This window comes from Desulforhopalus glucosivorans (genome assembly GCF_054397165.1).
The window spans coordinates 1,153,558-1,177,143 of the sequence record NZ_AP044854.1 but is presented as its reverse complement, the minus strand read 5'-3'; the positions used below and the strand labels follow the sequence as shown (position 1 = coordinate 1,177,143).

At 39.6% G+C, this 23,586-nt stretch carries 18 protein-coding genes and 1 pseudogene; 2 read left to right on the top strand and 17 right to left on the bottom strand.

All coding sequences use genetic code 11. The features are described 5' to 3' along the window. Positions 1-158: 158 nt before the first annotated feature. The 5 genes from ACX6CI_RS05010 to ACX6CI_RS04990 all read right to left on the bottom strand — a co-directional run bounded on the left by ACX6CI_RS05010 (position 159) and on the right by ACX6CI_RS04990 (position 6,047). A complete protein-coding gene (locus ACX6CI_RS05010) occupies positions 159-881 on the bottom strand; it encodes an HAD family hydrolase (protein WP_458777074.1) in 723 nt (240 codons plus the stop codon). 169 nt (positions 882-1,050) lie between these two features. Then, positions 1,051-2,262 (bottom strand): glycosyltransferase family 4 protein, encoded by a 1,212-nt coding sequence (locus tag ACX6CI_RS05005; RefSeq protein ID WP_458777073.1) that lies wholly within the window; start codon positions 2,260-2,262, stop codon positions 1,051-1,053. A gap of 31 nt (positions 2,263-2,293) precedes the next feature. After that, a complete protein-coding gene (locus ACX6CI_RS05000; protein ID WP_458777072.1) occupies positions 2,294-3,175 on the bottom strand; it encodes a class I SAM-dependent methyltransferase in 882 nt (293 codons plus the stop codon). Positions 3,176-3,209: 34 nt separating this feature from the next. Then, positions 3,210-4,043, bottom strand: coding sequence for a glycosyltransferase family 4 protein (locus ACX6CI_RS04995; RefSeq protein ID WP_458777071.1), 834 nt, complete (start codon positions 4,041-4,043; stop codon positions 3,210-3,212). An 886-nt stretch (positions 4,044-4,929) separates the two neighbouring features. Beyond that, positions 4,930-6,047, bottom strand: a protein-coding gene (locus tag ACX6CI_RS04990) for an IS3 family transposase (protein ID WP_458777070.1) whose coding sequence is annotated in 2 segments (ribosomal slippage) — positions 4,930-5,769 and positions 5,772-6,047 — 1,116 coding nt in all. Because the reading frame shifts where the segments join, the coding sequence is not laid out codon by codon here. 433 nt (positions 6,048-6,480) lie between these two features. On the opposite strand from ACX6CI_RS04990, the gene ACX6CI_RS04985 reads away from it, so the two are divergent. Continuing rightward, positions 6,481-7,671 carry a glycosyltransferase family 4 protein gene (locus ACX6CI_RS04985; protein WP_458777069.1) on the top strand — a complete coding sequence of 397 codons (1,191 nt, stop codon included), beginning with the start codon at positions 6,481-6,483 and terminating at the stop codon, positions 7,669-7,671. Between the two features lie 386 nt (positions 7,672-8,057). Beyond that, the gene (locus tag ACX6CI_RS04980) at positions 8,058-8,732 is read left to right on the top strand and encodes an IS1595 family transposase (protein ID WP_458778437.1); all 675 of its coding nucleotides are present in this window, start codon (positions 8,058-8,060) and stop codon (positions 8,730-8,732) included. A gap of 44 nt (positions 8,733-8,776) precedes the next feature. On the opposite strand, the gene ACX6CI_RS04975 is transcribed toward ACX6CI_RS04980, so the two are convergent. The 12 genes and pseudogenes from ACX6CI_RS04975 to ACX6CI_RS04920 form a co-directional block, all read right to left on the bottom strand. Continuing rightward, a complete protein-coding gene (locus ACX6CI_RS04975) occupies positions 8,777-10,165 on the bottom strand; it encodes a surface carbohydrate biosynthesis protein (RefSeq protein WP_458777068.1) in 1,389 nt (462 codons plus the stop codon). Between the two features lie 313 nt (positions 10,166-10,478). Then, positions 10,479-10,673 (bottom strand): annotated as a pseudogene (locus ACX6CI_RS04970) (N-acetylneuraminate synthase family protein); the annotation flags it as partial. A gap of 716 nt (positions 10,674-11,389) precedes the next feature. Beyond that, on the bottom strand, positions 11,390-12,040 hold the full coding sequence (locus ACX6CI_RS04965; protein ID WP_458777067.1) for an HAD family hydrolase: 651 nt from the start codon (positions 12,038-12,040) through the stop codon (positions 11,390-11,392). Further along, a complete protein-coding gene (locus ACX6CI_RS04960) occupies positions 12,040-12,942 on the bottom strand; it encodes a dihydrodipicolinate synthase family protein (protein WP_458777066.1) in 903 nt (300 codons plus the stop codon). The genes ACX6CI_RS04965 and ACX6CI_RS04960 overlap by 1 nt, the downstream gene beginning before the upstream one ends. After that, positions 12,942-13,634 carry an acylneuraminate cytidylyltransferase family protein gene (locus ACX6CI_RS04955; protein ID WP_458777065.1) on the bottom strand — a complete coding sequence of 231 codons (693 nt, stop codon included), beginning with the start codon at positions 13,632-13,634 and terminating at the stop codon, positions 12,942-12,944. The genes ACX6CI_RS04960 and ACX6CI_RS04955 overlap by 1 nt, the downstream gene beginning before the upstream one ends. A 27-nt stretch (positions 13,635-13,661) precedes the next feature. Beyond that, entirely contained in the window at positions 13,662-15,359 is a 1,698-nt protein-coding gene (locus tag ACX6CI_RS04950) for an aldolase catalytic domain-containing protein (protein WP_458777064.1), read from the bottom strand. A 260-nt stretch (positions 15,360-15,619) separates the two neighbouring features. After that, a complete protein-coding gene (locus tag ACX6CI_RS04945; RefSeq protein ID WP_458777063.1) occupies positions 15,620-16,660 on the bottom strand; it encodes a hypothetical protein in 1,041 nt (346 codons plus the stop codon). A 780-nt stretch (positions 16,661-17,440) separates the two neighbouring features. After that, entirely contained in the window at positions 17,441-18,514 is a 1,074-nt protein-coding gene (locus ACX6CI_RS04940; RefSeq protein WP_458777062.1) for an N-acetylneuraminate synthase family protein, read from the bottom strand. Positions 18,515-18,532: 18 nt separating this feature from the next. Then, a complete protein-coding gene (locus ACX6CI_RS04935; RefSeq protein ID WP_458777061.1) occupies positions 18,533-20,452 on the bottom strand; it encodes a transketolase C-terminal domain-containing protein in 1,920 nt (639 codons plus the stop codon). A 4-nt stretch (positions 20,453-20,456) separates the two neighbouring features. After that, complete coding sequence (locus ACX6CI_RS04930; protein ID WP_458777060.1) at positions 20,457-21,218, bottom strand: acylneuraminate cytidylyltransferase family protein; 762 nt, start codon at positions 21,216-21,218, stop codon at positions 20,457-20,459. 4 nt (positions 21,219-21,222) lie between these two features. Then, positions 21,223-22,734 carry an aldehyde dehydrogenase family protein gene (locus ACX6CI_RS04925; RefSeq protein WP_458777059.1) on the bottom strand — a complete coding sequence of 504 codons (1,512 nt, stop codon included), beginning with the start codon at positions 22,732-22,734 and terminating at the stop codon, positions 21,223-21,225. Further along, positions 22,712-23,518 carry an SDR family oxidoreductase gene (locus ACX6CI_RS04920; protein ID WP_458777058.1) on the bottom strand — a complete coding sequence of 269 codons (807 nt, stop codon included), beginning with the start codon at positions 23,516-23,518 and terminating at the stop codon, positions 22,712-22,714. The genes ACX6CI_RS04925 and ACX6CI_RS04920 overlap by 23 nt, the downstream gene beginning before the upstream one ends. Positions 23,519-23,586 lie beyond the last annotated feature (68 nt).

The following is a 23,586-nucleotide window of genomic DNA, read 5'->3' as shown; positions in this document are numbered from 1 at the left end:
AGAGAATATTATTTGATAGTTGTGAAAACGGAACTACAAGAGTACAGATTGAATCTAAATAAATAATTGAGAAAGATCTTCACACTCAAACAAACCCGTTGACAATCAACCTAGATCCTAATCTAGGTGAAAGCCACAATACCTTTTTGTACAACATTTTATTGGCACTCAAGTAGCTTTTCCAGTTCCAATATATTTCTAATTGTATAATTGGGAGTGGGATCACCATTAAGCATCTCACCAGTTGAATTCAACCATACACTCGTAATTCCCGCATTTACAGCACCCTGAATATCAGCGTCCAACTTGTCGCCAACATGTATAGCTTCCGAAGGATGACATCCTACCTTCTGACATGCCAACATGAAGATCGAAGGATGTGGTTTTTGACGCTTCAAAGCTCCTCCTATTAAGATATGATCTACATGCTGCGTCATTTCAACTTTCTCCACCTTGACTTTTTGCGAAAAAAGAGGCCCGTTACTAATCAAAACCAATTTGTATGTTTTTCGCAATCTACCAAGCATTTCAATAGTTCCTGGAAAAAATGCAAAATGCTTAATTCTTAGTTCCATAAAGACATTAGCATAACTTAACAACTCACTTCTACCCCAAACCTTATTGGTTTCTTCCTCAATCGTTTTTTCTAACAACTTGGCACGATAATCAACCTCAGTTTCCTCTTCTTCCCTCAGCCATCCCGGTACATCACTTTTACTGCCATAAATTACTTCTAGATACTTTTCACCTATCCTGATGGCATCTCCATGATCAAATCGTTGAGAAAGTCTATCTTGAAAATCTCTCAAGCCTAACCGATCAGCACGTTCAGTATCACACAATGTATGGTCCATATCTAAGAAAACCGCTTGATACCTCATGCAACAATTCCTTTTCTCATCGACACAGCTATCCCTTCATATGCGTTGAACACAATATAACTACAAGTGTAATAGTTAAAAAAACCAGAGTTGATCATGACATACTCAAATCTCAGCAACATTATGAAATTTAAACCTCAATTTTGACACGATTTTTCTTCTGGCAGAACTATCCCCTACCACAAACGTGCGAATAAACGGACACTAGTTTTTCAGCAACCCGTTCAATATTGAATTTAATTTCAGCTATTTTTCGCGCGTTTTCTCCGAGAGTTGCTTTCAAGCCTGAGTCCGATAAAATGCTAAGAATATTCTGGGCCATAATGTGTGCATTATCGACAGGAAAAATCAATCCGTTCTTCCCATTAATTATAATAGCAGCGTTGGCAGAAATATCTGATACCACACAGGGGATCCCCCAACTTTGAGCCTCTAAAAGCGCATTAGACATCCCTTCATGCCGGGAGGGTAAAACGAAAACATCGGCTTGACGATAATACTGTTGGGGGTCACTCACCTTACCGGTAAACGTGACACTATCAATACACCCTAAATCTTTTACCAATGCTTTCCAGGTACTTATATCCCCCCCACCAACCAAGGTCAAGTGAGCCCCAGGCCGTACCCTTATCACTTCAGGCCAAGCCAACAGCAACGTATCAAAACCTTTATGAGACGCACCTTGGGTAAAATTTCCAACATACAATACCCCGTCTAGAGTTGTTTGTTTGATTCCCAACTCAGGTAACTCAACTCCATTAGGGACTAAATGAATTTTCTCTTTGACTATTCCTAAAAGAATGAGTTCTCTTTCTAACTCTGGGTGAAGAGCAATAAATTCCGCTTCTTTCCGTAATTTACTCCAAGTTTTCCTAAAAGGAGTATCATAGCCTATAATTTCTAAAGCTGGAGTATTGCGAACTTTACACACAACAGGAACCTTCCAACGTTTACCCAGCAGTACACCAAATCCAGCGAGCCATGACGTTTCGTGAACATGTATAATCTTCAACCCAAGCTTGTTTCCAGGTAGTGTTAATATAACTTCCAATATGAAACTTAAACGAGAAAGCCATTCCAGGGGTAGCATCAGCCAAAACATTAAAGAGCGTATCGTTTTCTCATGTTTGCCTTGCAGCATCGATAAAAGCTTATAAAGTACACGTCTCAAAAACTCTGAGCATGGACACAGCAATCCAAATCTGAGAACAGTTACAGACCCATCTGTGGATTTTCTGTTCAATTTGTAGCTAGATAGACTTGTTAGAACAACACTGTTTGTTTTGGTTCTAACCAACTGTTGAGTCACCTTCCGACATTGCCGTTCAGCTCCTCCTTCTGGCCCGGGCCAAAAACTCCAAACAATCATTCCTACTTTCATGTGGAGATTCCTTGTATCGTTTCTCTTGGCACTAATCCTCCTCATGCCTCTTCCACATAAAAATATCACCATTCAACTGACTGACCACAAAGGCTCGTACCCAAGGTTGTTTACGGCACCATTGGCTTAATCTAAATAGAAGTTTCGATTTATTTTGGCCTCGAGCCAAATACAATAGGTCATATGGAGAGTAAAATCTTGCAAATCCGACTTCTCTTCCATGGTTACACAAATCTGGGAAACTGAACCAGTGAACTGCTGGACGCGGTGAATATCGTGCAAGTTCTGGCTTATAGTGGAGCTGTGAAAAAACATAAGATTCCTTTACCATCCTAGGGAACCAGTTGTAGAACCTTGTGGTAAATTCCCAATTCACTCCTGTTAACGAGAAGCGTGAGCGATTTGTTGTCCGAATAAATAAAACACCGCCGGGTTTTAAAATCCTGTATGCCTCCTCCAGGCTATAAGTGATAGAGTCAACATGTTCAAGGACATTTTCCATGAGAACAAAAACTTGGGAGCTATCATCTATTGGCATTGACTCAGCAGTGCCTTTCACAACCTTTCCTTGCCCTTCCAGATAATCTTGAGCCTGCAACACAGCATCATCGATAGGTTCAACACCAAGAACGTCATAACCACGAGATGCCAGGTCTGTAACCGTTTTCGGTTTTGGCCCGCAACCGATAACAGTTACTTCAGTGCCTAGCTTATCTTTATTGGTCAGAATATTAGCACAATTGATGATGTCATCAACGGAACTAACACTCCGTGGATGCGTAAAAATATCAATCAAGTTATCAATCACACTTAAAACTTTTTTTATCGGAGTGTTATAAAAACCAGATATTTTCAAACTAACGTACTTTTCTTCCCAGTCTGGCCGGGGATCGGTCATTTTTTTATCATTCATTATAATTCAACTCTAGTCAGAATAGTAAGGTAGATTATGCTGTTTCAATGCGAGCATAAATTCGTTTTACCTGTTCAACAACAGTCACTATTGAATACTTCTGAATACAATTTTCTCGGGCTGCCCCCCCCATGGTCTGGCGAAGATCCTTTTGTCTGATCAATTCACAGACAGCAGCAGCCAACTTCTCATAATCATCAACGGGTACAACAAGTCCTGTCTTTAGATCAATCACAATTTCACGATTTCCTGGTATATCTGAAACAACAGCTGGAATACCGTAACTTTGCGCTTCAAGTAGTGCATTAGACATACCTTCACCTCTAGAGGGAAGAACAAAAAGACAGGACTTTTTGTATTCATCTTGAAGATCCGAAACATGTCCAAGGAACACTGTGTTTTCAATACACCCCAACTCTTTTGCCATTTCCTCCCATGGCTCTGTGTTTCCTCCGCCAGCGATCACCAATCTTGAATCAGGTAATTCACGACAGACAATTGACCATGCTTTTAGCAGGATATCGAAGGCTTTATGATCTGATCCTTGTGAAAAATTTCCAACATACAATACAGAATTGTTGAGTTCAACGGAAACAGTTTCCAGAGGCACCGATACCCCATTTGGGGTGATGTGTATATTCTTTGCGGGCACACCCTGGTCATGAAGGACCTTTGCCATTTCAGGCAACAGAGCAATATAGTGTGTTTTAGTCCGCCATTTCTTCCATTTGTTCGCTAATGGTACGGTATTTCCAAATTCATGAAATGGAGGAAGGTAGGCAGCCTTGCAAAGGGTTGGAATTTTAAATAGGTTACCAACCCAACTTGTAAACCCAGCATTCCAACTGGCCACATGCGTATGAATCACGTCAATTTCTTTTCTATTCCTGTATAAATAAGAAAAGGCACTTATCATAAAAATTAATATGTTTAGCCATTGAACAGAAGCGGCAAAGAAGTCATTTTGATCACACGCTTTATGATCAATTTGTGTTTTCCTGGTATTTACTGCTTGAGTCTCAGAGTCAGCACTATTTCGGTGTTTGATAGTTAATAGAAAATCGACAAGTGGCTGAATAATAGGAAGTCTTATAATTTCACATCCATGATCAATTTCTTTAGATACTAAGTGACGATTCACTCTTGCTGTGAGAACAATACATTTGTACCCAGTCCGAACAAGCTCATGAGCTTGCAAACGACACTGTCTCTCGGCTCCACCTGTACTATTGGGATAGTAGTTGTAAACCAGCATGCATACGGTTTTTTTTGGAAAGGTCATTGTATTATTGTTAAGTAGTATCCGGTTAGAAGCATGCATGAAAAAAGAAAAGTATTTCTTCTTTTCAAAGCATGGTTTACTCGAAAAGGTCGGCAAATACTAACGAATGAATTAAATGATTATGCGGCTACCCCTATTCTTAAACCACAGGTAGATATATTTAAGGTGGAATCCACAGTTCCTTCTTGCAGCGACTGTTAAGTCAGTTCGCCATTTTTTTATGCCATTTTCTTTATACAAATACAGAGCCGTGTTACTGTTGTTCTGCTCACTCGGAGGATAGGGCAACGCTGAGGAGCGACCCGAGCGCCGTAGTGAGTGACTTGAGAATGGGAGGCTGTGTATGGAAACATACTCAGCCTTTCTTCTTTGTACCTTTCCATTCTTGAGTCCTTAATGCGTTAAACCTACTTCCTGCAAGCGGAGCGAGCAGGAAGGGTTTGTCACCTTGGGGCCGTCCCCCCCCCTCTCTTCAATGCGTAGTCGGCTTTGAGAATACCTCAAATGGTGTCTGTTTGTTCAACGAGGAATGTTCTCTTTCCTTGTTGTAATAATCGAAATACCGACTCAGTCCTCGATGCAATGCATGTCCATCCGAATAAGCTTTGGGGTAAATGTCTTCGTATTTTATCGTCCACCATAAACGTTCAATAAAAACATTGTCTAGAGCACGGCCGCGACCATCCATACTGATGGCAATGTTTTTATCAAGCAACACCCCTGTAAAAGCTTCAGAAGTGAACTGTGAACCCTGATCGGTGTTAAATATTGTTGGTTTACCTTGGGTCAATGCTTGCTCTAAGGCAGCTACACAGAAAAGGCTTTCCATGGTATTGGAAAGCTCCCAAGCAAGAACGTAGCGACTATACCAATCAATCACCGCCGCGAGGTACATGAACCCGTATCGCATTGGGATATACGTGATATCCATACTCCACACCTGGTCCACCGCTTCAATATCCATATTACGCAAAAGGTATGGATAAATTTTATGTCCTGGTGCAGGTTTGCTGGTATGAGGCCCTGGCGTTATGGCCTGAAGCCCCATAAGGCGCATTAAGCGAGCCACCCGTTTATGATTAACCTGATACCCCTTATCTCGCAACCAATCAGTCATTCGCGGATAACCAAACTCCGGATGCCGCAAATACTGTTCGTCGATCAGCCGCATGAGCTTAAGATTTTCATCTGTTTCAGCAGCAGGATTGTAGTAAACAGAAGATCTTGATACGCCTGCCAATCTACATTGTCGTCTGATGGAATATTCAGGACTCACCTCCACCCAATTTCTACGGGTTGATAGTGGCAGGCTCATAGCTTTTTTTCAAGCCATTTAATATCCATCTTGAGTCGTCCAATCTCTTCATAAAGTGGAGCTGTGATTTCATCTTCTGTCTTGGACTTACTTGTCTTACCACGTGAAAAGAGTTCTTCTGCGTTCATCAGCAGCTGCTTTTTCCAGGTGGTTATCTGGTTGGGATGAACTTTATGTTCTGTCGCTAACTCAGCCAGTGTCTTGATTCCTTTTAAAGCTTCAATTGCGATCTTGGCTTTAAACTTGTCCGAATGTGCTCTTCTTTTTCCTTTCATTTGCATCCTCTTTTATTACCAATTTTGGAATGCAAATTCCACCTAAGAGGGTGGTCCTAATATTGGGGTTAAGCGCATTAATACTTAATTGCGTTATTAGTTAAATTGTCAACATATTAAGCTGTTTTGTATATTGCTTAAACCAAAAGGAGCTTCTTAATACCAGATATTTCCCAATGTGCCACCACTTATATTTAAACCCAATAGGCTACTGACCGTAGCGCGAAGGCGGGCGGAAAAAAACAACCCGCTTTCTAGTTTAAAGGCAACTAATGTATACGTTTATTCGAAATTGTGTATTATAAAATCAATGAAACAGCTTTATCAGTTGGTCAACTGATTGTACATCGAATAATACTTGAAAGGACCATTTCAAAAGTTTAGGTTTTCCCACAACGCATCTACTTTTATTAATATACCTTAAGTAACCCTGATGAATAAAAATAAAGAACACCACCAACCCTTGTACCGAATTTTACAATTATGTTGGGAGTACCCCCCCACCGGATCTGGTGTCGGACAGTACATTGAGTCCATTTCCACGGGACTCCGTGCCTTAGGCCATTACACGCTGATCATTACCAGTCGTGCAGAAGGATTGCCGGAACAAGAAGATTTCAAAAATGGAAAACTACTTCGGATCTATTCCCCCTCCGACATAGGCTCAAAATGGTTGGCTGACAAAGTCCTAGAAATCGCAAAAACAGAAAAGATTGATTTGATTGAAGCGCCTGAACGTTTAGGTGAAGCTGGTGTGCTGATGCGAAGCAAGCAACGTCCTCCGGTAATGATTAATTGCCGGTACAATGATGTACTCCGACAGGCCCGATATTCACAAGTTTATTTTCCATGGCAAAAGGTGATGATTCAATTGGCCCGTATCCGAGAATGGAAACGACATCTTCGCGAACGATATTCAATTGAACATGCAGATCTTTTAGCCGCACCTAGTCGGATCATGATGGAGGGATTAAGGAATCAGGGGGTGAAAATTCCTGAGAAGAATGCGGTCCTGCCCAAGCCGCTAAAGCCATTAATGGAATGGGAAAATCGTGAGGCGAAACGGCCAACTGTTCTCTTAGTTGGACGAATTGATATCGGGAAAGGAATCGGATTTCTTCCTGAGATGATCAGACAAGTAAAAGCTGAAATACCAAATGTACTTTTTGAAATTGCTGGTGGAGACAGTTACGCACGCGGACTCGGGGATTGCCGAAACTGGTTAGAAAAACAATTAGCATCGGAAATAGAATATGTACATTTTACCGGACACTTGAACCGGGACGAAGTAAATGAAGCTTACCGCCGTGCTTGGGTGGTGATTGTGCCTTCTAAATGGGATACCAGTCCGACTACGGTACTCGAGGCGATGCAACGCAGAAAAGCGATTGTTGCGAGTCCATTCGGAGGCATGCCCGAATATGTGGAAGGGACTGGCAATAGAATTGAAGATCCAAACACGCCTAAGTTCGCGTCGGCCATTGTTGAGTTCCTTAAAAATGAAAAGCAAAGGAGACTCGTTGGCGAGGCTGGTCGGCAAAAAGCCTTTGAAACTTTTCTGCCGGAAACCTGTGCAATAAAATACGTGGAGTTCATTAATCAGGTCTTAAATCCGAACTCATGATCTACACCTTCTACATGAATGTAAGAGAATAGATTCACTTATATTTTTTCGGGTTACCACTGATATTCAGCTAACTTGTGACGCTTATATGGTAACATTCTGAAAATACAAGACACACACGCCTGGCCGATATTGATGTATAATGTATTGTGCCAAAGTCATCCCCGAGGTAGTAGTCGTTGATCCAGTTTTTACAAATGACTCCCGACAAAAGAACTCGGGAGTGACGGTCAGCCTGGCAGAAAATAAGTGGTAATGAGATATTTTTATCTGATTACCACTAATGTTCAGCTTTTTTTTTGGTAGGACGCTATTTGTCCAATCAGTTATGGAATAATACCTCTAAATTAACAAGAAGGGTATTACATGGCCAAAAATAAAGTTCAATTTCAAAAAGGTTTGAACCACTACATATTTCTTCGCTTAAACTTGGGCGTACTCTGGGCATTTCTGCCAATAGTGCTTTGCGGATAAAACATAAATTGCAACACACTATGAAACAACGAGATGATCTCATCCCTCTTAGGGGACTGGTTCTCATCGATGATGCATATTGCAGTGGCAAAAAGCATGATGGTAAAAGAGGCCGAGGAGCTTCTGGAAAAACACCTTTTGTCGCCGCCATCCAACTGTCAAAAGAGAAACGCCCAATATCTATTAAATTCAATAAGGTCGCAGGATTCACTAAAAAAGAAATCACCGCCTGGAGCTCAAAACATCTCGTTCCTGGTAGTTATGTTGTATCCGATGCTCTAAATTGCTTCCCAGGAATTGAAGATGCAAAATCAAATCATTTTTACATTTCAACCAACAAGCACAAGGAACTATCACGTAAAATTTTCAAATGGTTAAACACCGTCCTCGGCAATGTTAAAACCGCTATACGTGGCGTTTACCATTCGATAAGTGATAAACATGTACCACGATATCTAGCTGAATACTGCTATCGCTTTAACCGAAGGTTTAATATGGGAGGAATGATTTCATCTCTCCTTAAACATGCCGTTAATACTTCACCGATGCCCAGAAGACTTCTCAAGTTGGCTGAAGTTCGATGGTAATCAGATATTTTTATGTGAAATGCAGAAACGGGAAATATGTTTCCTCAGCTTTGTGATAACATAAAGATGTTTTCACCTAGTTTCGTTGGTGTTACACCATCAAACCTTCCTGAGGCTTTTCTCATTTTGCGTATTTCCTCGGTCAGTTCTGGAAGATGTAGATGTGAAAATTTCTGTTCAGAGTATTCACCTCTTTCTTTGGGCCCACTTAAAAGAGTATTGGCGAGTGAGTTCAACTTCATATATGAACTCAAATGTAATTTATGTAGTGGATACCAGGGACGCCTTCCCAATGGTCTAATATTATTATGAACTTTCGATACTTCTTCAAGAATAATATCACAAGCTGAAGCAGTGCCTGTTCCACTTATAAAAGACTCAAGCGTTTTTCTCCACTCAGGATTGTCTATAAATTGTTCACTGTCTTGCTTATTTAAAAGTAGGTCTAGGCTCTCGATTAGGTGATCTTCATCATCTGACTGATAGTTAACTGAATTTGGGAGAAATTGATCATAAACTTCAGAAGTTACTGGTCGATATGCAATAGCCGGATGCTTCAATAGCGCAGCTTCTATACCAGTGGTACATCCATTATGTATGACCACCGAAGAGGCCATAATCCATGGGATTACACCACCATCGTGTATAACATCAATATTTGAATCTGATTTATATACATCCGTCCAAAATTCATGATTTTCACCTGGGTGAGGCCGAACTATAACTTTTTGCTCAGGAAAAGCTTTACTTACTTTTTTAATCATCGGTATAAAAGCGTCAAAAAGACAACGCTTGTGGGTCATCCAACCTTCCGCAAATCTTTCTTCTTCCTTTGTGCCGATTTTCCCAGCATTTCTAAGAAGTTCTAGATAGCCATGTTCGCCTTTTTTGTGATTACAGTGACTAAAGTTTGTATTAACCAAAATGTACGGGCCAAACTCCTCCTGCAGTTTCTTGGTTTCAACAGAAAAAACATCCCTGTACTCCGGACGGAGCAAATCTAAGCGAGCATTACCACTACAAACAACACGATTTTTCATTGAAGGAAAATTCGAGGTCACAACATCAGCATGGTACTCTCCCCACGCAAAAAAACGATCTACCTGAGCCAATTCATCTTCCGATATTTTCCGACGCACATAGTCATCATCATCAAAGAACACCAACCCTTCTTCACACCATGAAACGACTACATTACCTAGGTTACGAAAACGCTTAAATGACTCCCTGGAAGAGGGGGCAACACCCTTTTCAAGAAGCACTCCAGCTGGCAATAAATGCAAGGCATCTCTGACAGCATGTGCCTCACCAAGGACAACATTGAATCCACGCTCAGCTGCCAAGCAGGCAAGGAGGATTTTTGCCTGAAGTTCACGAACTTTCACTTCAACAGGGATAAACAACCATTTCTCCTGATTTTTATCATCCTTCATAACAGTTGATTCAACCTAGCAAAATTTCATTAGTATCAGCCTAAAAGCCAACTAATTATTAGTTGGCATAAGATCTAAGCTTATCGTTTGTCTACAAGTCTATTTAATAACAGATAACGGATTTGACATCAGAGTAGTTTAGTACACAATCTGTACCGATTAATTTCAAACAATAAAGTAGGTGAAAATTGTTGTTCTTCAACTACTTCTACCAATATCTCGGTACCAATAATATTATCAATTTCATATGAAAGTATTCCTCTGCTAAGTGATTACACTTGTAATATCTTCTGCTGACAATACATGCCCGAAGTTAAGTCAGTAGTATCGATTTAACAAACGATCCAATTTCCTTAAGAAACCGAATTGTCTTCAATTCACCATAAGTAATTTTATATGCAGGAATGCTAACTTCCTCAAGAGAATTGACACTTGGTATATCAAAAGTTGTAGAGAAAAAGTCTATTTGTTGCTCTTGGATAAATTTTTTCGGTTCAATATATTCATAAAAACCAAACTCAAGATAGTCTCAGTGTTCTCCATACGTCTCACCGAAACTCTTTGAGTGTATATGGTTTTTTAACTGATTCGTTAGTGTACAACGCACTGTTATCATGTTTTCGCAATTTTACAGCATCTGACTTGGCCTTTTTTGGCTCCACAAACATTGCCACCTCCCTGATGATTAGGCCAATCTCTGCTATTACATAACAATCACTGTCATCGTTGATCTAGTGAACACCAATCTTTAACTGTTTTTTATATGCCATCGCATCTATCTGTAAAACAGTTAATTTTTATTTCTGTAGCGAGTTTTGAACTGTGCTCATAATCGATTATCTGTCTAACGCATCTGCTTCAAGTATATCTTCTCATACGTACCAGATGAAGGCACACTACTCACATCGAGATGTGTGATTTGTAATCGGATCTTTTCCAGTCGAGCATCATCGATTTATCGCCTACTTTTCACAAGTTTTAAAACCATAATGTTCAGAAAAACGTTCTTTTCGCATCAGGCCCTCCAACTGATTAAACTATTTCAACCATTTTTCTATGTGATACCACTACAATATAAAAGATGAGGTATAAAAGCCCCCTGACAACCTGATAGATCAATATAATTTTTCCACTAAAGCTGCAACAAGCCAATCATCTCTGCCTAAATATGAGCTAGAAAGTTAAAAAGTAAATGAGATTTAATTGAATATTATTACAAACTCTTTAAAATTTCTCTTTGAGTTCCCTAAGATCAGAAACTTTTATACACTTTTCCCCATGGAAATCAACTAACGGATTTTTGACACCGCAAAATAGAACATCTGCTTCTCTAGCGGCATTCAAGTCATTCAAGGTGTCACCTACATACAGAACCTTATTTGGAATAAAGTTTTCACTTTTCATAATTTGAACAATCATTTTTGACTTAATGTCGACACTCCCATAATATTTGACAAAAAAGTGGCTTAATTGCCTCATCTCAATGATTTTCGTCAACTCGTTATGAGGAGCTGCAGAGATGACATATAGAGGAAGATTGGGTGATAGAAACCTGAGTAGCTCTCTTGCTCCATGAATAAAATTAGCTTGCGATATAACCTCAAACACTATCTCTGCAAATTCATTGGCCATACGCTCTACCTGAGCTTTAGGATCAGATACTTTCAAAATATTTCTTGCTATATAGTCAAACTGACGAAATCTTGACATACCTTTGTTCTGATAATGGAACGCCATTAATTGTTCAGATATATTTTCAAATTTACTATAATATTTCTTAAAACAATCTGTTTTCAAACCAGAGGAGTCTAAAATTACCCCATCAAAATCGAGCATAACACATTCAATTTTATCCAACTGGGATTCAGCTGTCACTATACAACTCCCAAGGACTGTAATTCATCGACAAGCCAGTTAGAGTCAGAGTGACTTAAGCGTTTCCAGGGAGCTTTACACGTTCCAACATCAACCCCTTTTGCATGTAATACGGAATATGCTGCTATAGCTCGTCCAGACTTCTCACCTAACAATGCACGGATCCTCATGACTTTTCCATACATTTTCACTGCCCGGTCTATATCCTTATTTTTGACACTTTCATATATTTGGTTAACTAAATCTGGAGCGGTTAATGCAACACCAGAAATACAAGATTCGGCTCCTAAAAGAAAGCCTGTAATAAGACTATTAGTTGAAGAAGGATAATAATCGAAATTTACATCACTTTGTTCCACTACTGTTAACATTTCAAGCATTCTTCCCATCTCAGAACCACCATCTTTTATTCCCTTAAGGCCAGCTTCAATTAATTTTCTTAAAAAAGATGGAGAAATATTACACCCTGTAGTGTTAGGATTATTATAACAATGAACCGGTATTGAAACGCTATTAATGATACTTTCATAATATTCAAGAAAAACATCCTCATTATAAAGCGTAGTAGAGTAATAAAACGGGACAACTGCGGAAATAGCGTCTGCACCAATCCCTTCTGCATGTCGGGCAAGTTGCATGGCTGAACTTGTTGAAGTGTGTCCGACCTGAACAATCACCTTCATTTTGTTAGTTTTAGCAATCTTTATAGCTTTTTCCGCAACCTGAAATCTTTGCTCAATAGTCATCACGGGAAAAGCCCCATACGACCCACATATAAATATATTTTTTATATTATTTTGAGCCAAATAATCGACCTGATTACAAATTCCATCCTCAAAAACTGCACCTCTATCATCAAATGAGGTTATCAATGCTGCAATTATGCCTTTGAATTGTCCCATTATCTCTCCTCCATTTCTCCAAACAACTGACATATTTTTAACTGAAAATCATAATCTATTGGAAAAGATCTTTCCCAGGGCATCAAATAAGGAATTGGGCTCTTCCCAAAAAGGTTCCGATCTTGTTCGAGAAAATTACTTGCAGAATCAAATATAATCGCATCGTTATAGCAATAAGTATCAAAATGATCCTGCTTTCTGGTAGTTTTATAATATTCCTCTGGAATCATTGGTTCAAGATAATCGTTTACTTTTTTCCAGCTCAGTTGAACGGGCGTTTCATTTTTTTTAACGCTCACCACAGAGTGTCGGAAGTCTGCCTTTTTAAAGATTTTATACGCTGTCTCAATATCATTAATTGATCGCAATGGACATGTTGTTAACAACAGGCCAATATTCGAATCTTCAGATATTGGTCGTGTTTTAATGACATGTTGTATAACATCTAGAATAGTTGTGTAATCAGTTGACATATCTTTAGATCTATTATGTAGTTCAATTCCAAAACTTGAACCAATAGCGAGCATTTCTTCATCATCAGATGATAGAATAATGTGATCAAATATTTTACTCTCTATAGCTTGCTCAATTGTATTGGCAACTAAGGTCTTCCCTTTGAATAACGACAAATTCTTGCCTTTCAGGCGTTTCGAACCACTTCGTGCAGGTATAAAACAAATATTTTTTTTCACATGTAACTCCAAAATAAATGAGAATCGCTAAATAAAGAGGTCAAATCCTTTATAAAACTGATGGTAGGTTGTTGGAGTCAATATTTCGATTCCATCTTTACCTTTTTGCTTAAGGTATAGGTCAATTTGAGTTATAAAATCTAAACATTCGTGATGAAGGTCAGCTAGGAGACTCTCATTTGTTTGAACAACTGACTCTTTATAATAGTGTAACTGCCTATTATGTGGTTCAAGATACCCATCAAGCCCAACAATAAATAGTTTATTTGCCCCCATCACTATAGATAAACCAAGTAAAAGAACTGAAATAGTCCTACAATTGGATTGAATAGTACCTTCTATTATATCGAATTCATAGTCCATCCTATCGAGATAATATAAATATTCATATGAGCGTTCAGTGTACTCACCAATCATGTCATCTGTAAAATACTGACTCAATAAAATATTAGAGTTAGATGAGACTGTATCAATATACATCTCAAATCTTCTTTTATTATTGAATACATGGTAGTCTGGTTCAAAAAGTCCAGAAAGATTATTAGCCCCTATAACAATGGGATCATACTTTTTAATGAATTGGTCAATTTTTTCTTTGTGCTCAACAAGAGTTGGTCCGTTTGCAAGAATAAGGAAATCTCGTCCTTTATGACGATCTAAATATGGTATTGGTTCATTTTTTTTCTGAGTTCCCTTCGTTCCATCACTTTTTGTATGTCCTATAATACCTTCTGAAACAATATGATTCAGTACCTGCTTAGAATATCCAACTGGATTAATTTCCTTTATCCTCTCCATTGCCACACAGATATCCTCAATATTGAACTGTCTCAAATCAAGAAGATTTTTTGCATAACTCCCATGGCACTGGTACATTCCAGAAAGCATATATGGAAGTTGATAACCCCATTCAATTTCATCCTGTAATGGTGTCAAATACGTATCTACACAATTTAATATTGGTAAAATATTATATGTCCCTTTATTCTTCATCTCCATATATAGTAAGATAACTTCTAGAGGCAGATTTCCTGCCCCCCTTCCAATACCATTCAATGTAGCATCGATTATGGAAGCTCCATGCTTAATAGCTTCTAAGGTGTTAGCAAAAGCCATCTGTAAGTTGTTATGAGGATGAAAACCAAGTTGGACATTTGGAATATCAAGTAGATTTTCGAACAGTGATTCAATCTGGTCTGGAAGCATTGATCCGTAACTGTCTGCCACATATAGAACATTTAGATTTGAATCTTTAAAGCGACTTGCAAGATCCCTCCTTTCTTGTAGAGTGTAGTTAGCGTAACCCATTGCCTGGATAGTGACCTCATATCCTTTCTCCTTGATCCTTTCACCAAGTGAAATACAAGGTGCTAAATCAGTCTTGTGAACAGCTAACCGCACAATATCAACAGGACTATCATTAGCCTCTGCAAAATCATCTATATCTATTTTGTTATAATCTCCCATCACTGCTATTTGGGGACCTTTTATACCAGAAATCACATGGGAAATGAGGTCGTCTTCTGAGAACCTCCAAGCACCAAATTCTTCTCTGCTGAAGTATTTTTCTGTTCCCCTGAACCCTATCTCTATAATATCTACACCAGCTTTAGATAAAGCCCTATATACGCCCTTCACCATTTTCAAATCAAAATACCAATTATTAAGATAACCTCCGTCCCTTAAAGTACAATCTAGTATTTGAATTTTATGTTTTTGATCCATTAACAACCTACCTTAAAGATAATGACTTTATGATTGACATTCATAGAGTAACAAAAAATATTAATACCATATTATCAATATCGTATATAACTAATTATTAAACATTGAGTTTGAGAAAGAATTACCGGTTACAATTTTAAGTTAAATTGTACCAATATCATGTGTACCTTACATGGTCAAATCCCAACCGGCCAGTACTGTCTTAGGGTTACACTATTACAATGTTACAACTCTGACAAGAGTCAACTAATAAATATTTCCTACACCACTTGTTTTTTTCTTACTCCTATAGCTGAGCTATATTTCCAAAATGTAAACAAATACGTCAGACCAAACACCCCGACCAACCCTGCAACTTTAGTGAATTGATCCGCATCTCTAGGAATTTGCAAAAGAAACAATATTAGGTTCATAATAATATAAAAATGCAAGCTACAAACGCCTATACACATCACATAAGATGAAGAAAGATATTTATATAAAAAATCATATCTTGTAAAAAATCGCACGACAATTATTGCCAGATACGGAGTTATACATTCCACAATAAGGTAATAGGATTTCTTTGAGACAATATCATGATATTCTTTAACATTCATAACAAGGAATATGTGGACGAAAATTACAGCAACAATAAACAATATAAACAAAAAAGAATATTTCATTTCCCCACAAATATTCTCCATACTTGATATTAAAAATCCAATAGAATAAATCAGTATTGAAGATAGCAATGGGTACGAAAACAAGCCTCTGTCAATCAACAATTTCTTTTGAGTATAGGGTATATTTAACGTCCATAGTATGTTGTGTGAAACAACAATTATAAATAACAGTAAAATCAGCAAACTCAACAACACTTTATTTCTGCTATACATATAAAAAAATAAAGGAGAGAGAATATACAGCATTGCGAAAGGAAACAACACTTTAGTATTAAATTTGTGGTCAGCTACAAAATATAAAACATCCATCTGAACAGGCGTATCTGTAAAAATATGCAGAAGAAAAACATACGAAACATAAACACTTAATATCCCAACGCCTTTAATGATTATTTTCCTAGACAAAGCTATCGGTTGCTCATAAAACTTAGGTATGTATATTTTCCTAGCCATATAACCAGCTGTAAAAAAGAAAAAAGCACCGACCGTAAAAAAGTATTGTTGAATAATAGTTGTTGGAAGGTTAAGAAATGTGTCACCAATTACGCTATTATAATGTTGTAACAGGGCACTTAGAATTACGATAACTCTTAAAATATCAAAATCTATGGCTCTTTTTTGTGTGCTACAATGCATTAAATTTACCTAACTAATAATTTAGTATATTTCAGTTTTCAGATCATTGCGATCGAAGTCAATCCCAATGTGTAACTTGATGATAATCTACTAAGTAGAAACCAGTAAAGCTGGTGACTTTAAATTATGGACTACCAAAACAGGTGTGTTTATAAGATTCAGCGAGCTATGAGAATTGCACTTATACCTTTTACGCAACCAATCCTTTTGAAAAAGCCGAAAACTTCTACTGCCCCTTCCCGCAAAGCCGAGGGTTTACTAAGGTCATTTACGTTAAATTGAGAATGAGAACCATATTAATACATCGTCATCTGTGGTATTCGAACTTGTATTTAAATTCTGAAATATTATCCTCTTTTAAAGACCACAGACACTGAGTTAAACCTTGACTCTTCTTTAACAGGAATCTTTTGGACTGTAGAAGAAGGTCAACATATCCAAAATTGGCTTTTTTAAAATGCATTAAAGGTTCGTAAATACCAAAACAAAAGTCCGGAAAGAAAGGTCCCTTTTTCGTTTCACACTTATGACTATGGGGGGGCAATACAAATTCAATATAGAGTCAGCAAATGAAACAACAGTATCTTTCACCGAAGGGAGGATGTTTGAGATAAGCTCAGCGTGTTGCTATGCCCAAAAAACCATTCCATACAGTAAGAGATGAAAACATGTTTTAGTAGGGTATTCTTTTCTAAGCATACCATTCTCAGCTTTTGGTAGTCGATAGGGAGGAAGAGTTTTAGTCCCTCCCCCCTGCCTTAGTACTCATTTCAGCTTATTTTACGATATTTCATTCAAGTCTGAAGGTTGCAGCTGCTCATCTTCAGAGACATCTCTTGTTAATTGTAACCCAACGATATTATCAAAATCATAAGGAGGGATCCCACCTCCTGGAGATTTCATGGTAATATCTTCTGCTGACAAGATATGTCCTGAAGGTAAATTAGCACTGGCAACCAAACTTTTACCCATTTTAGTAATAGGTGCTTCTTCACTAGGAAACATTGCTTTTTTACCATCTCCCAATGCTAACCTTAGTCGACGCAGATCACGTACCATCTTGGTCAATCCAACCGGTTCTAAAGAAAAAGCGTGATCAGTACCTTTATTTGCTCGATTCAGAGTAAAATGCTTTTCCACTACCCTGGCCCCAAGCATATAACCGGCAACAGCCATTGCTATTCCACTGTCATGACTTGAAAAGCCGGTAACAATGTCCGGAAAATGTTCTTTCAAAGTGCTTATAACCCGCAAATTAAGCTCCTCCCAAGCTGGAGGATACCCGCCAGTACATTGCATTATGCAAAGCTGGTTGTTAATCGGCATGATTGCGTCGTAGGCTCGTTTAATGTCCTCAATAGTTCCGCCTCCGGTACTAAGCAACATCGGTTTGCCAAATGATGCAATATGCTTAAGAAGTGGAATTGACTTCAAATCACCTGAAGCAATTTTATATGCAGGAACCCCGACTTCCTCAAGAAAGTTGGCACTTGGTATATCAAAAGCTGTAGAAAAAAAGTCTATTTGTTGCTCTTGGGCGAACTTTTTAAGTTCTATATAATCGTCAAAACCAAACTCAAGATAGTCACGGTGTTCTCCATAAGTCTCACCAAAACTGTTTGGGTTTTCATATGGTTTTTCAAATGCTTCGTTAGTGTATAAGGCTCTATTATCACGTTTCTGCAATTTTACAGCATCTGCCCCGGCCTTTTTGGCCGCAACAAACATTTCCTTACAAACATTGATATCTCCCTGATGATTATTACCAATCTCTGCTATCACATAACAATCGCTGTCATCGTTGATGAGGTGATCACCAATTTTTAAGCTCCTAGTGTGTGCCATCGTATTCATCCCGTCTGTAATTTATTGTTATTTTTTTAATGACTTCTTAACTGTTTTGATAATCGAATCTTTATCCAACGAATGTGCTTTAAGTACCTCGTCATTTGTTCCACAAACAGGTACTCCCTCAACACCAAGGTGCTCAACATTAAGCACAACATCTGAAAAACGGGACAAACTGTCAGAGATCATCTCACCCTGACCACCACGGACATAGTGGTTGTCCAGTGTAATGAGAGTGCTACAACCAGCCATCGCTTCACTGATGAGCCATTCAGAGTCAACATAATTGAGCCACGGTAAGTTAATAATTCTGACGTCAATACCTTGGTTTATAAGTTCTTCAGCAGCATACCATGCCTGCGCGAGCAGTACTGGCCCATAGCCGATAATAACAACGTCTCCACCTTCTCGTAGTGTTATACCTTTACCATATTGTAAAGCATACTCTTTAGGCAGAGAATAAGGGATTTCGCATGGAATTGAAACAAGGCGCATATATGAGCTACCTGATGCGGTATTGAGACAATAGTCAAGTAGAATAGGCACCTCAGCTTCACAACAAGGTTCTACAGCATCAAGGCCAGGAATTGCAGCAAGAGAAGAGATATCTCGAACTGCTTGATGGGAATGCCCTGGCCCACCTGGAACCACTCCCACTAGAGAGCCAACATAAACAATCTTCGTGTGTTCAGTGGCGTTATTATAAATTTGTTCGTTGGGCCGTGCAGAGAGGAAACACCCAAATGAATGAACTACAGGCAAGAGTCCGCCCAATGCCATTCCACCGGCCTGAGAGACCATATCCTGTTCAGCTATACCACATTCTACAAATCGATCCGGAAATTCATTTTTAAAGTCAATAAGTCCCGTATCAAGTATCAGATCTGCGTCAAGAACAGTAATTTCCGAGTTCTGTCCAGCCTGCTTCAAAAGAGCTTCTGAGTATGCTCCAATTAAACGCTCAACCTTTTTAGGCCCCTTGACGAGCTTAGGTGCAATAACACTTTCGAGCGTTATTGGTGCTAAGTCAGCCTCTGACACCAATTTGTCGAATTTATCCTTCAGCTCGGTCAGAGCCCTTCGATATGCATCTTGGTCAGGAGCACCACTGTGAAACTTGTACATTGCCACATCAGAATCAAGACTGGTGTGCTCCATAAAAGATACACCACAGCCTTTAACAGTATCAGCAATCAACACCTTAGGGCGATCATTAACTTCTCGAAAATTGTCAAAGACTTCTTGCAGAGCCTCGATATCATTGCCATCGCAGCGAGCAACCTCCCAACCAAAAGACGAGAATTTTGCAGATAAATCACCGAGGTCACTAGTGTTTTTTACAAATGTATCAGATTGTAATTTATTGTGATCAACTATCACAACCAAATTACCCATTTTTTGGTTAGCTGCAGAAACCAGTGATTCCCATATCTGGCCTTCTTGCAGTTCACCGTCCCCTGTCATGACAAACACTTGACCTTCGCGACCTAGGCGTGAGTTTGCAAACAGTAGCCCCTTAGCCTTTGAAATACCCATTCCGAGTGAGCCTGTATTGGTCACACAGACCGGAACCGAAACATCAGGATGCCCAGGTAAGCCATCTTTCCGTCTTAGTGAGTGGATGAGGTCAAAATCCAATTGCCCCAAACCAGCCATAGTTGCATAGTATGCAGGAGCATCGTGTCCTTTTGAAGAAAAAAAGAGATCCTTATCATCCATTTCTCCAAGGTGTAACCAAGACAGAATGTCCATACTCGAAAAACAACTACCGATGTGGCCCGAGCCGGCTTTAGCTATCATGTACAGTGCATTTATTCTAGCTGCAAAAGCAAATATTTTAGCCTTTTGTATTTCACTAGCTGAACTATCTTTAATAGTAGTGAATTCAACCAGCGGTACAAAATATAATTCTCCCTCTACAGGATTTCCTACAAGATCACCCATCTATTTATCCTTTATCAGCTTGTCTATCGTATGGAAGCTGCAATATTTTAGGTAACTTCGCTTCACCCTTATTCAAATAGTATTCTGCGAGCACCCAATCAACTTCCTGATTAATGTCAAATCCTTCAAACCCTTCTGTGAGAAAGGGTTGTATGATTTCTCCAGCAATTGTTCTGCCTTTTTTACTCACTGATGTCCTGGCAATTTCCAGGCTGGCATTCTGTACATACACTTCCGGCAAAGCTGCGAATTGGCTGGAGTGCCATGGCTGTTCAGGCGGGGTTACCGGCATCACTGGATACATAATTTCTCCGCGCACCACCCACATCTTACCTGGATGTTGTGAGCACACTTCAATCGCTCTGAGCGAATCAGCTTTACCAAATTCCTGAAATAATTTCCAGGCTCTCTGTATAGTTTCAGCTTGGCGAAAAGGAGAAGTTGGACGTAATACACTAAAATAGCAATAATCATCTCCAATATTTTTGAGTTCATTGAGCGTAAATTCCACCCATTCAATATCAGGTGACTTCGAACCTGCTAGCTCAGAGGGCCTTAAGAACGGTACTTCAGCACCATAATATTTTGCAATTTGGGCATATTCATCAGAGTCAGTTGAAACAAGAACCTTGTCAAACACACCTGACTGTACAGCAGCGGATATTGTGTAGGCGATAAGAGGGTGCCCGTTCAAAAGTCTAATATTCTTATCGGGAACCCTTACAGAGCCAGCCCTTGCTGGTATAAGTGCTATTGCTTTGTTCATTTTTTCAAACCTTGGACGGATTGGTGATCAAGTTAATGTATTTGACATCACTATACACATCCAAGGCCTCAACACCAGCCTCCCGCCACCCAGTACCGGAATTCTTCAGTCCACCAAATCCCATATGAGGCTCACTGCCGTGGGTCCCACCGTTTACAACAATAACCCCAGCATTTACTTTATCTGAATATTCCATAGCGCGATTAATGTCGTTTGTGTGAATCGACGACGAGAGCCCAAACTGTGAATTGTTGACTAACTCGATCGCTTCATGCAAGTCTTTCACTCTATACAAACAGGTTATCGGACCAAACAATTCATTCTGAGAAATTTGAGCATCAGGGGATACATTTTCAATAACGGTTGGCTGCATATAGTAACCATTTTTTTGTGGCCCTGATGATGCTCGGTTCCCTCCAACCAATACCTCGGCACCTTCTTCTTTAGCATTTTCGATTGCAACGAGCATACCATTGAGCTGATGTTCATTAATCACAGGTCCGAGATAGTCCTCTTCTCCAACCCCCAGACTCAACTGGGCAGTAGCGCTCACCAACTGCTCTTTAAATTGTTCATAAACTGAATCAAAAACAATCAATCTGCTAGCGGCGACGCATCGCTGGCCAGCATTACTAAATGCTGATGCCAATGCCCACTGAACCGCATTATCCATATCAGCGTCATCGCAGACAGTCAGGGCATTCTTCCCACCAAGTTCTAAGCACACTTTGGCCAATCTCGCCCCGGCGACACGGTTAATCAAACTCCCTGTCACATGGCCACCCGTAAAACTTACGAGATCAACATCCCCCGACTCGACAAGAGGCATCCCAGCTTCCGCCCCCAAACCTTGAATGACATTAAATACTCCATCGGGCAAACCTACCTCACGACAAATATCTGCAAATATCCATGCTGTTCCAGGAGTATCTTCCGATGGCTTCATAATGGATGAATTGCCACAAAACATAGATGGAAAGGCTTTCCAAGCAACATTTGCCATGGGCGTATTCGAGGCAATGATCAGTGCCGCAACACCAAGTGGTTGACGAACAGTAAGCACCTGCCTATTCGCCATTGTAGCCCCCATAGTTTTACCGTAATTCCGACGCCCTTCCCCAGCAATAAACAATCCCATTTCAATGGCGGCCTGCGTTTCGCCAAGCGCATGGGGCAGTGCCTTTCCAGATTCGGTGGCAACTATTTCCGCAATTTCATTTTTGCGTTCTATCATTCGAAAAGCAATATCACGAATAACATCCCCACGTGCAACACTGGTCATGTTCGCCCAGGCAACTTGAGACCTTTTCGCGGCCGCAACAGCGACCAAGGCATCCTCAGCTCCCGAACGAGCAACTTTACATAGTTCCTTACCTGAATGAGGATCGATATTCCCAAACAGTTGTCCAGAACTTGCTTCAATCATTTTTCCATTGATATAATTTGGAATTACTTCCTGCAAAACCGTCATATTTTTCACCATATTTTTATTTTTACCAGGCAGACCAGCCACCATCCACGACCAGGTTGGAACCAGTCATATATGACGAAGCATCGGAGGCCAATAAAAGGACAGGACCGACGAACTCTTCTGCTTCAGCCATCCTGCCGACGGGCATTCTCTTGCAATATTCTTCAAGAAACTCTTGTGGCTGATTATTAAACACGCCTGCCAATGTTAAGGTATTAACACGCACACCTGCTTTAGCCCAGTAAGTGGCAAGATATCTCGTTAAGTTAAGAATAGCCGATTTGGATACTGAATACGCCACGGGTTTGTAAAACTCTTCACCTTCAGTCCTACGAAAATCGTAAATATCCTGACAAGGAGAGAGGATACCATAGATGGAGGATATGTTAATAATAGATCCGCCATTGCCTTCGGCCATTTCCTTACCAAAAATTTGACAACAAAGTAACGTCCCTTTAACATTAACATCCATCACACTATCAAAAGAGCTTTCTGGATAGCTTTCGAAAGGACCAACTTCTGAGGCTGGGGCATCAGGTGGAGAATCTAAAGCAGCGTTGTTTATCAGAATATCTACAGTGCCTAGATCGTTTTTAATACGATCGGATACAGACTGAAGTTCGTTTAAATTGGTAATATCGACAACATATGATTTTATTGAACCTTCCTCACAATAACGAGAGAAATTATTGTCCTCAAGTTTTGGGTTGGTTTCCAGGTCAAGCACAGCAACCCGAGCACCCTGCTCTACAAGTGCTACAGCATAAATCACACCAAGTTGCCCCATCCCCCCGGTGATAACTGCAACTTTATCTATCACATTAAACATTCTTTTTTTATTTCTCCAAAAGATTTTTTTAATACCCCGTGACCTGATCACCTTTTATCTAGAGGTCA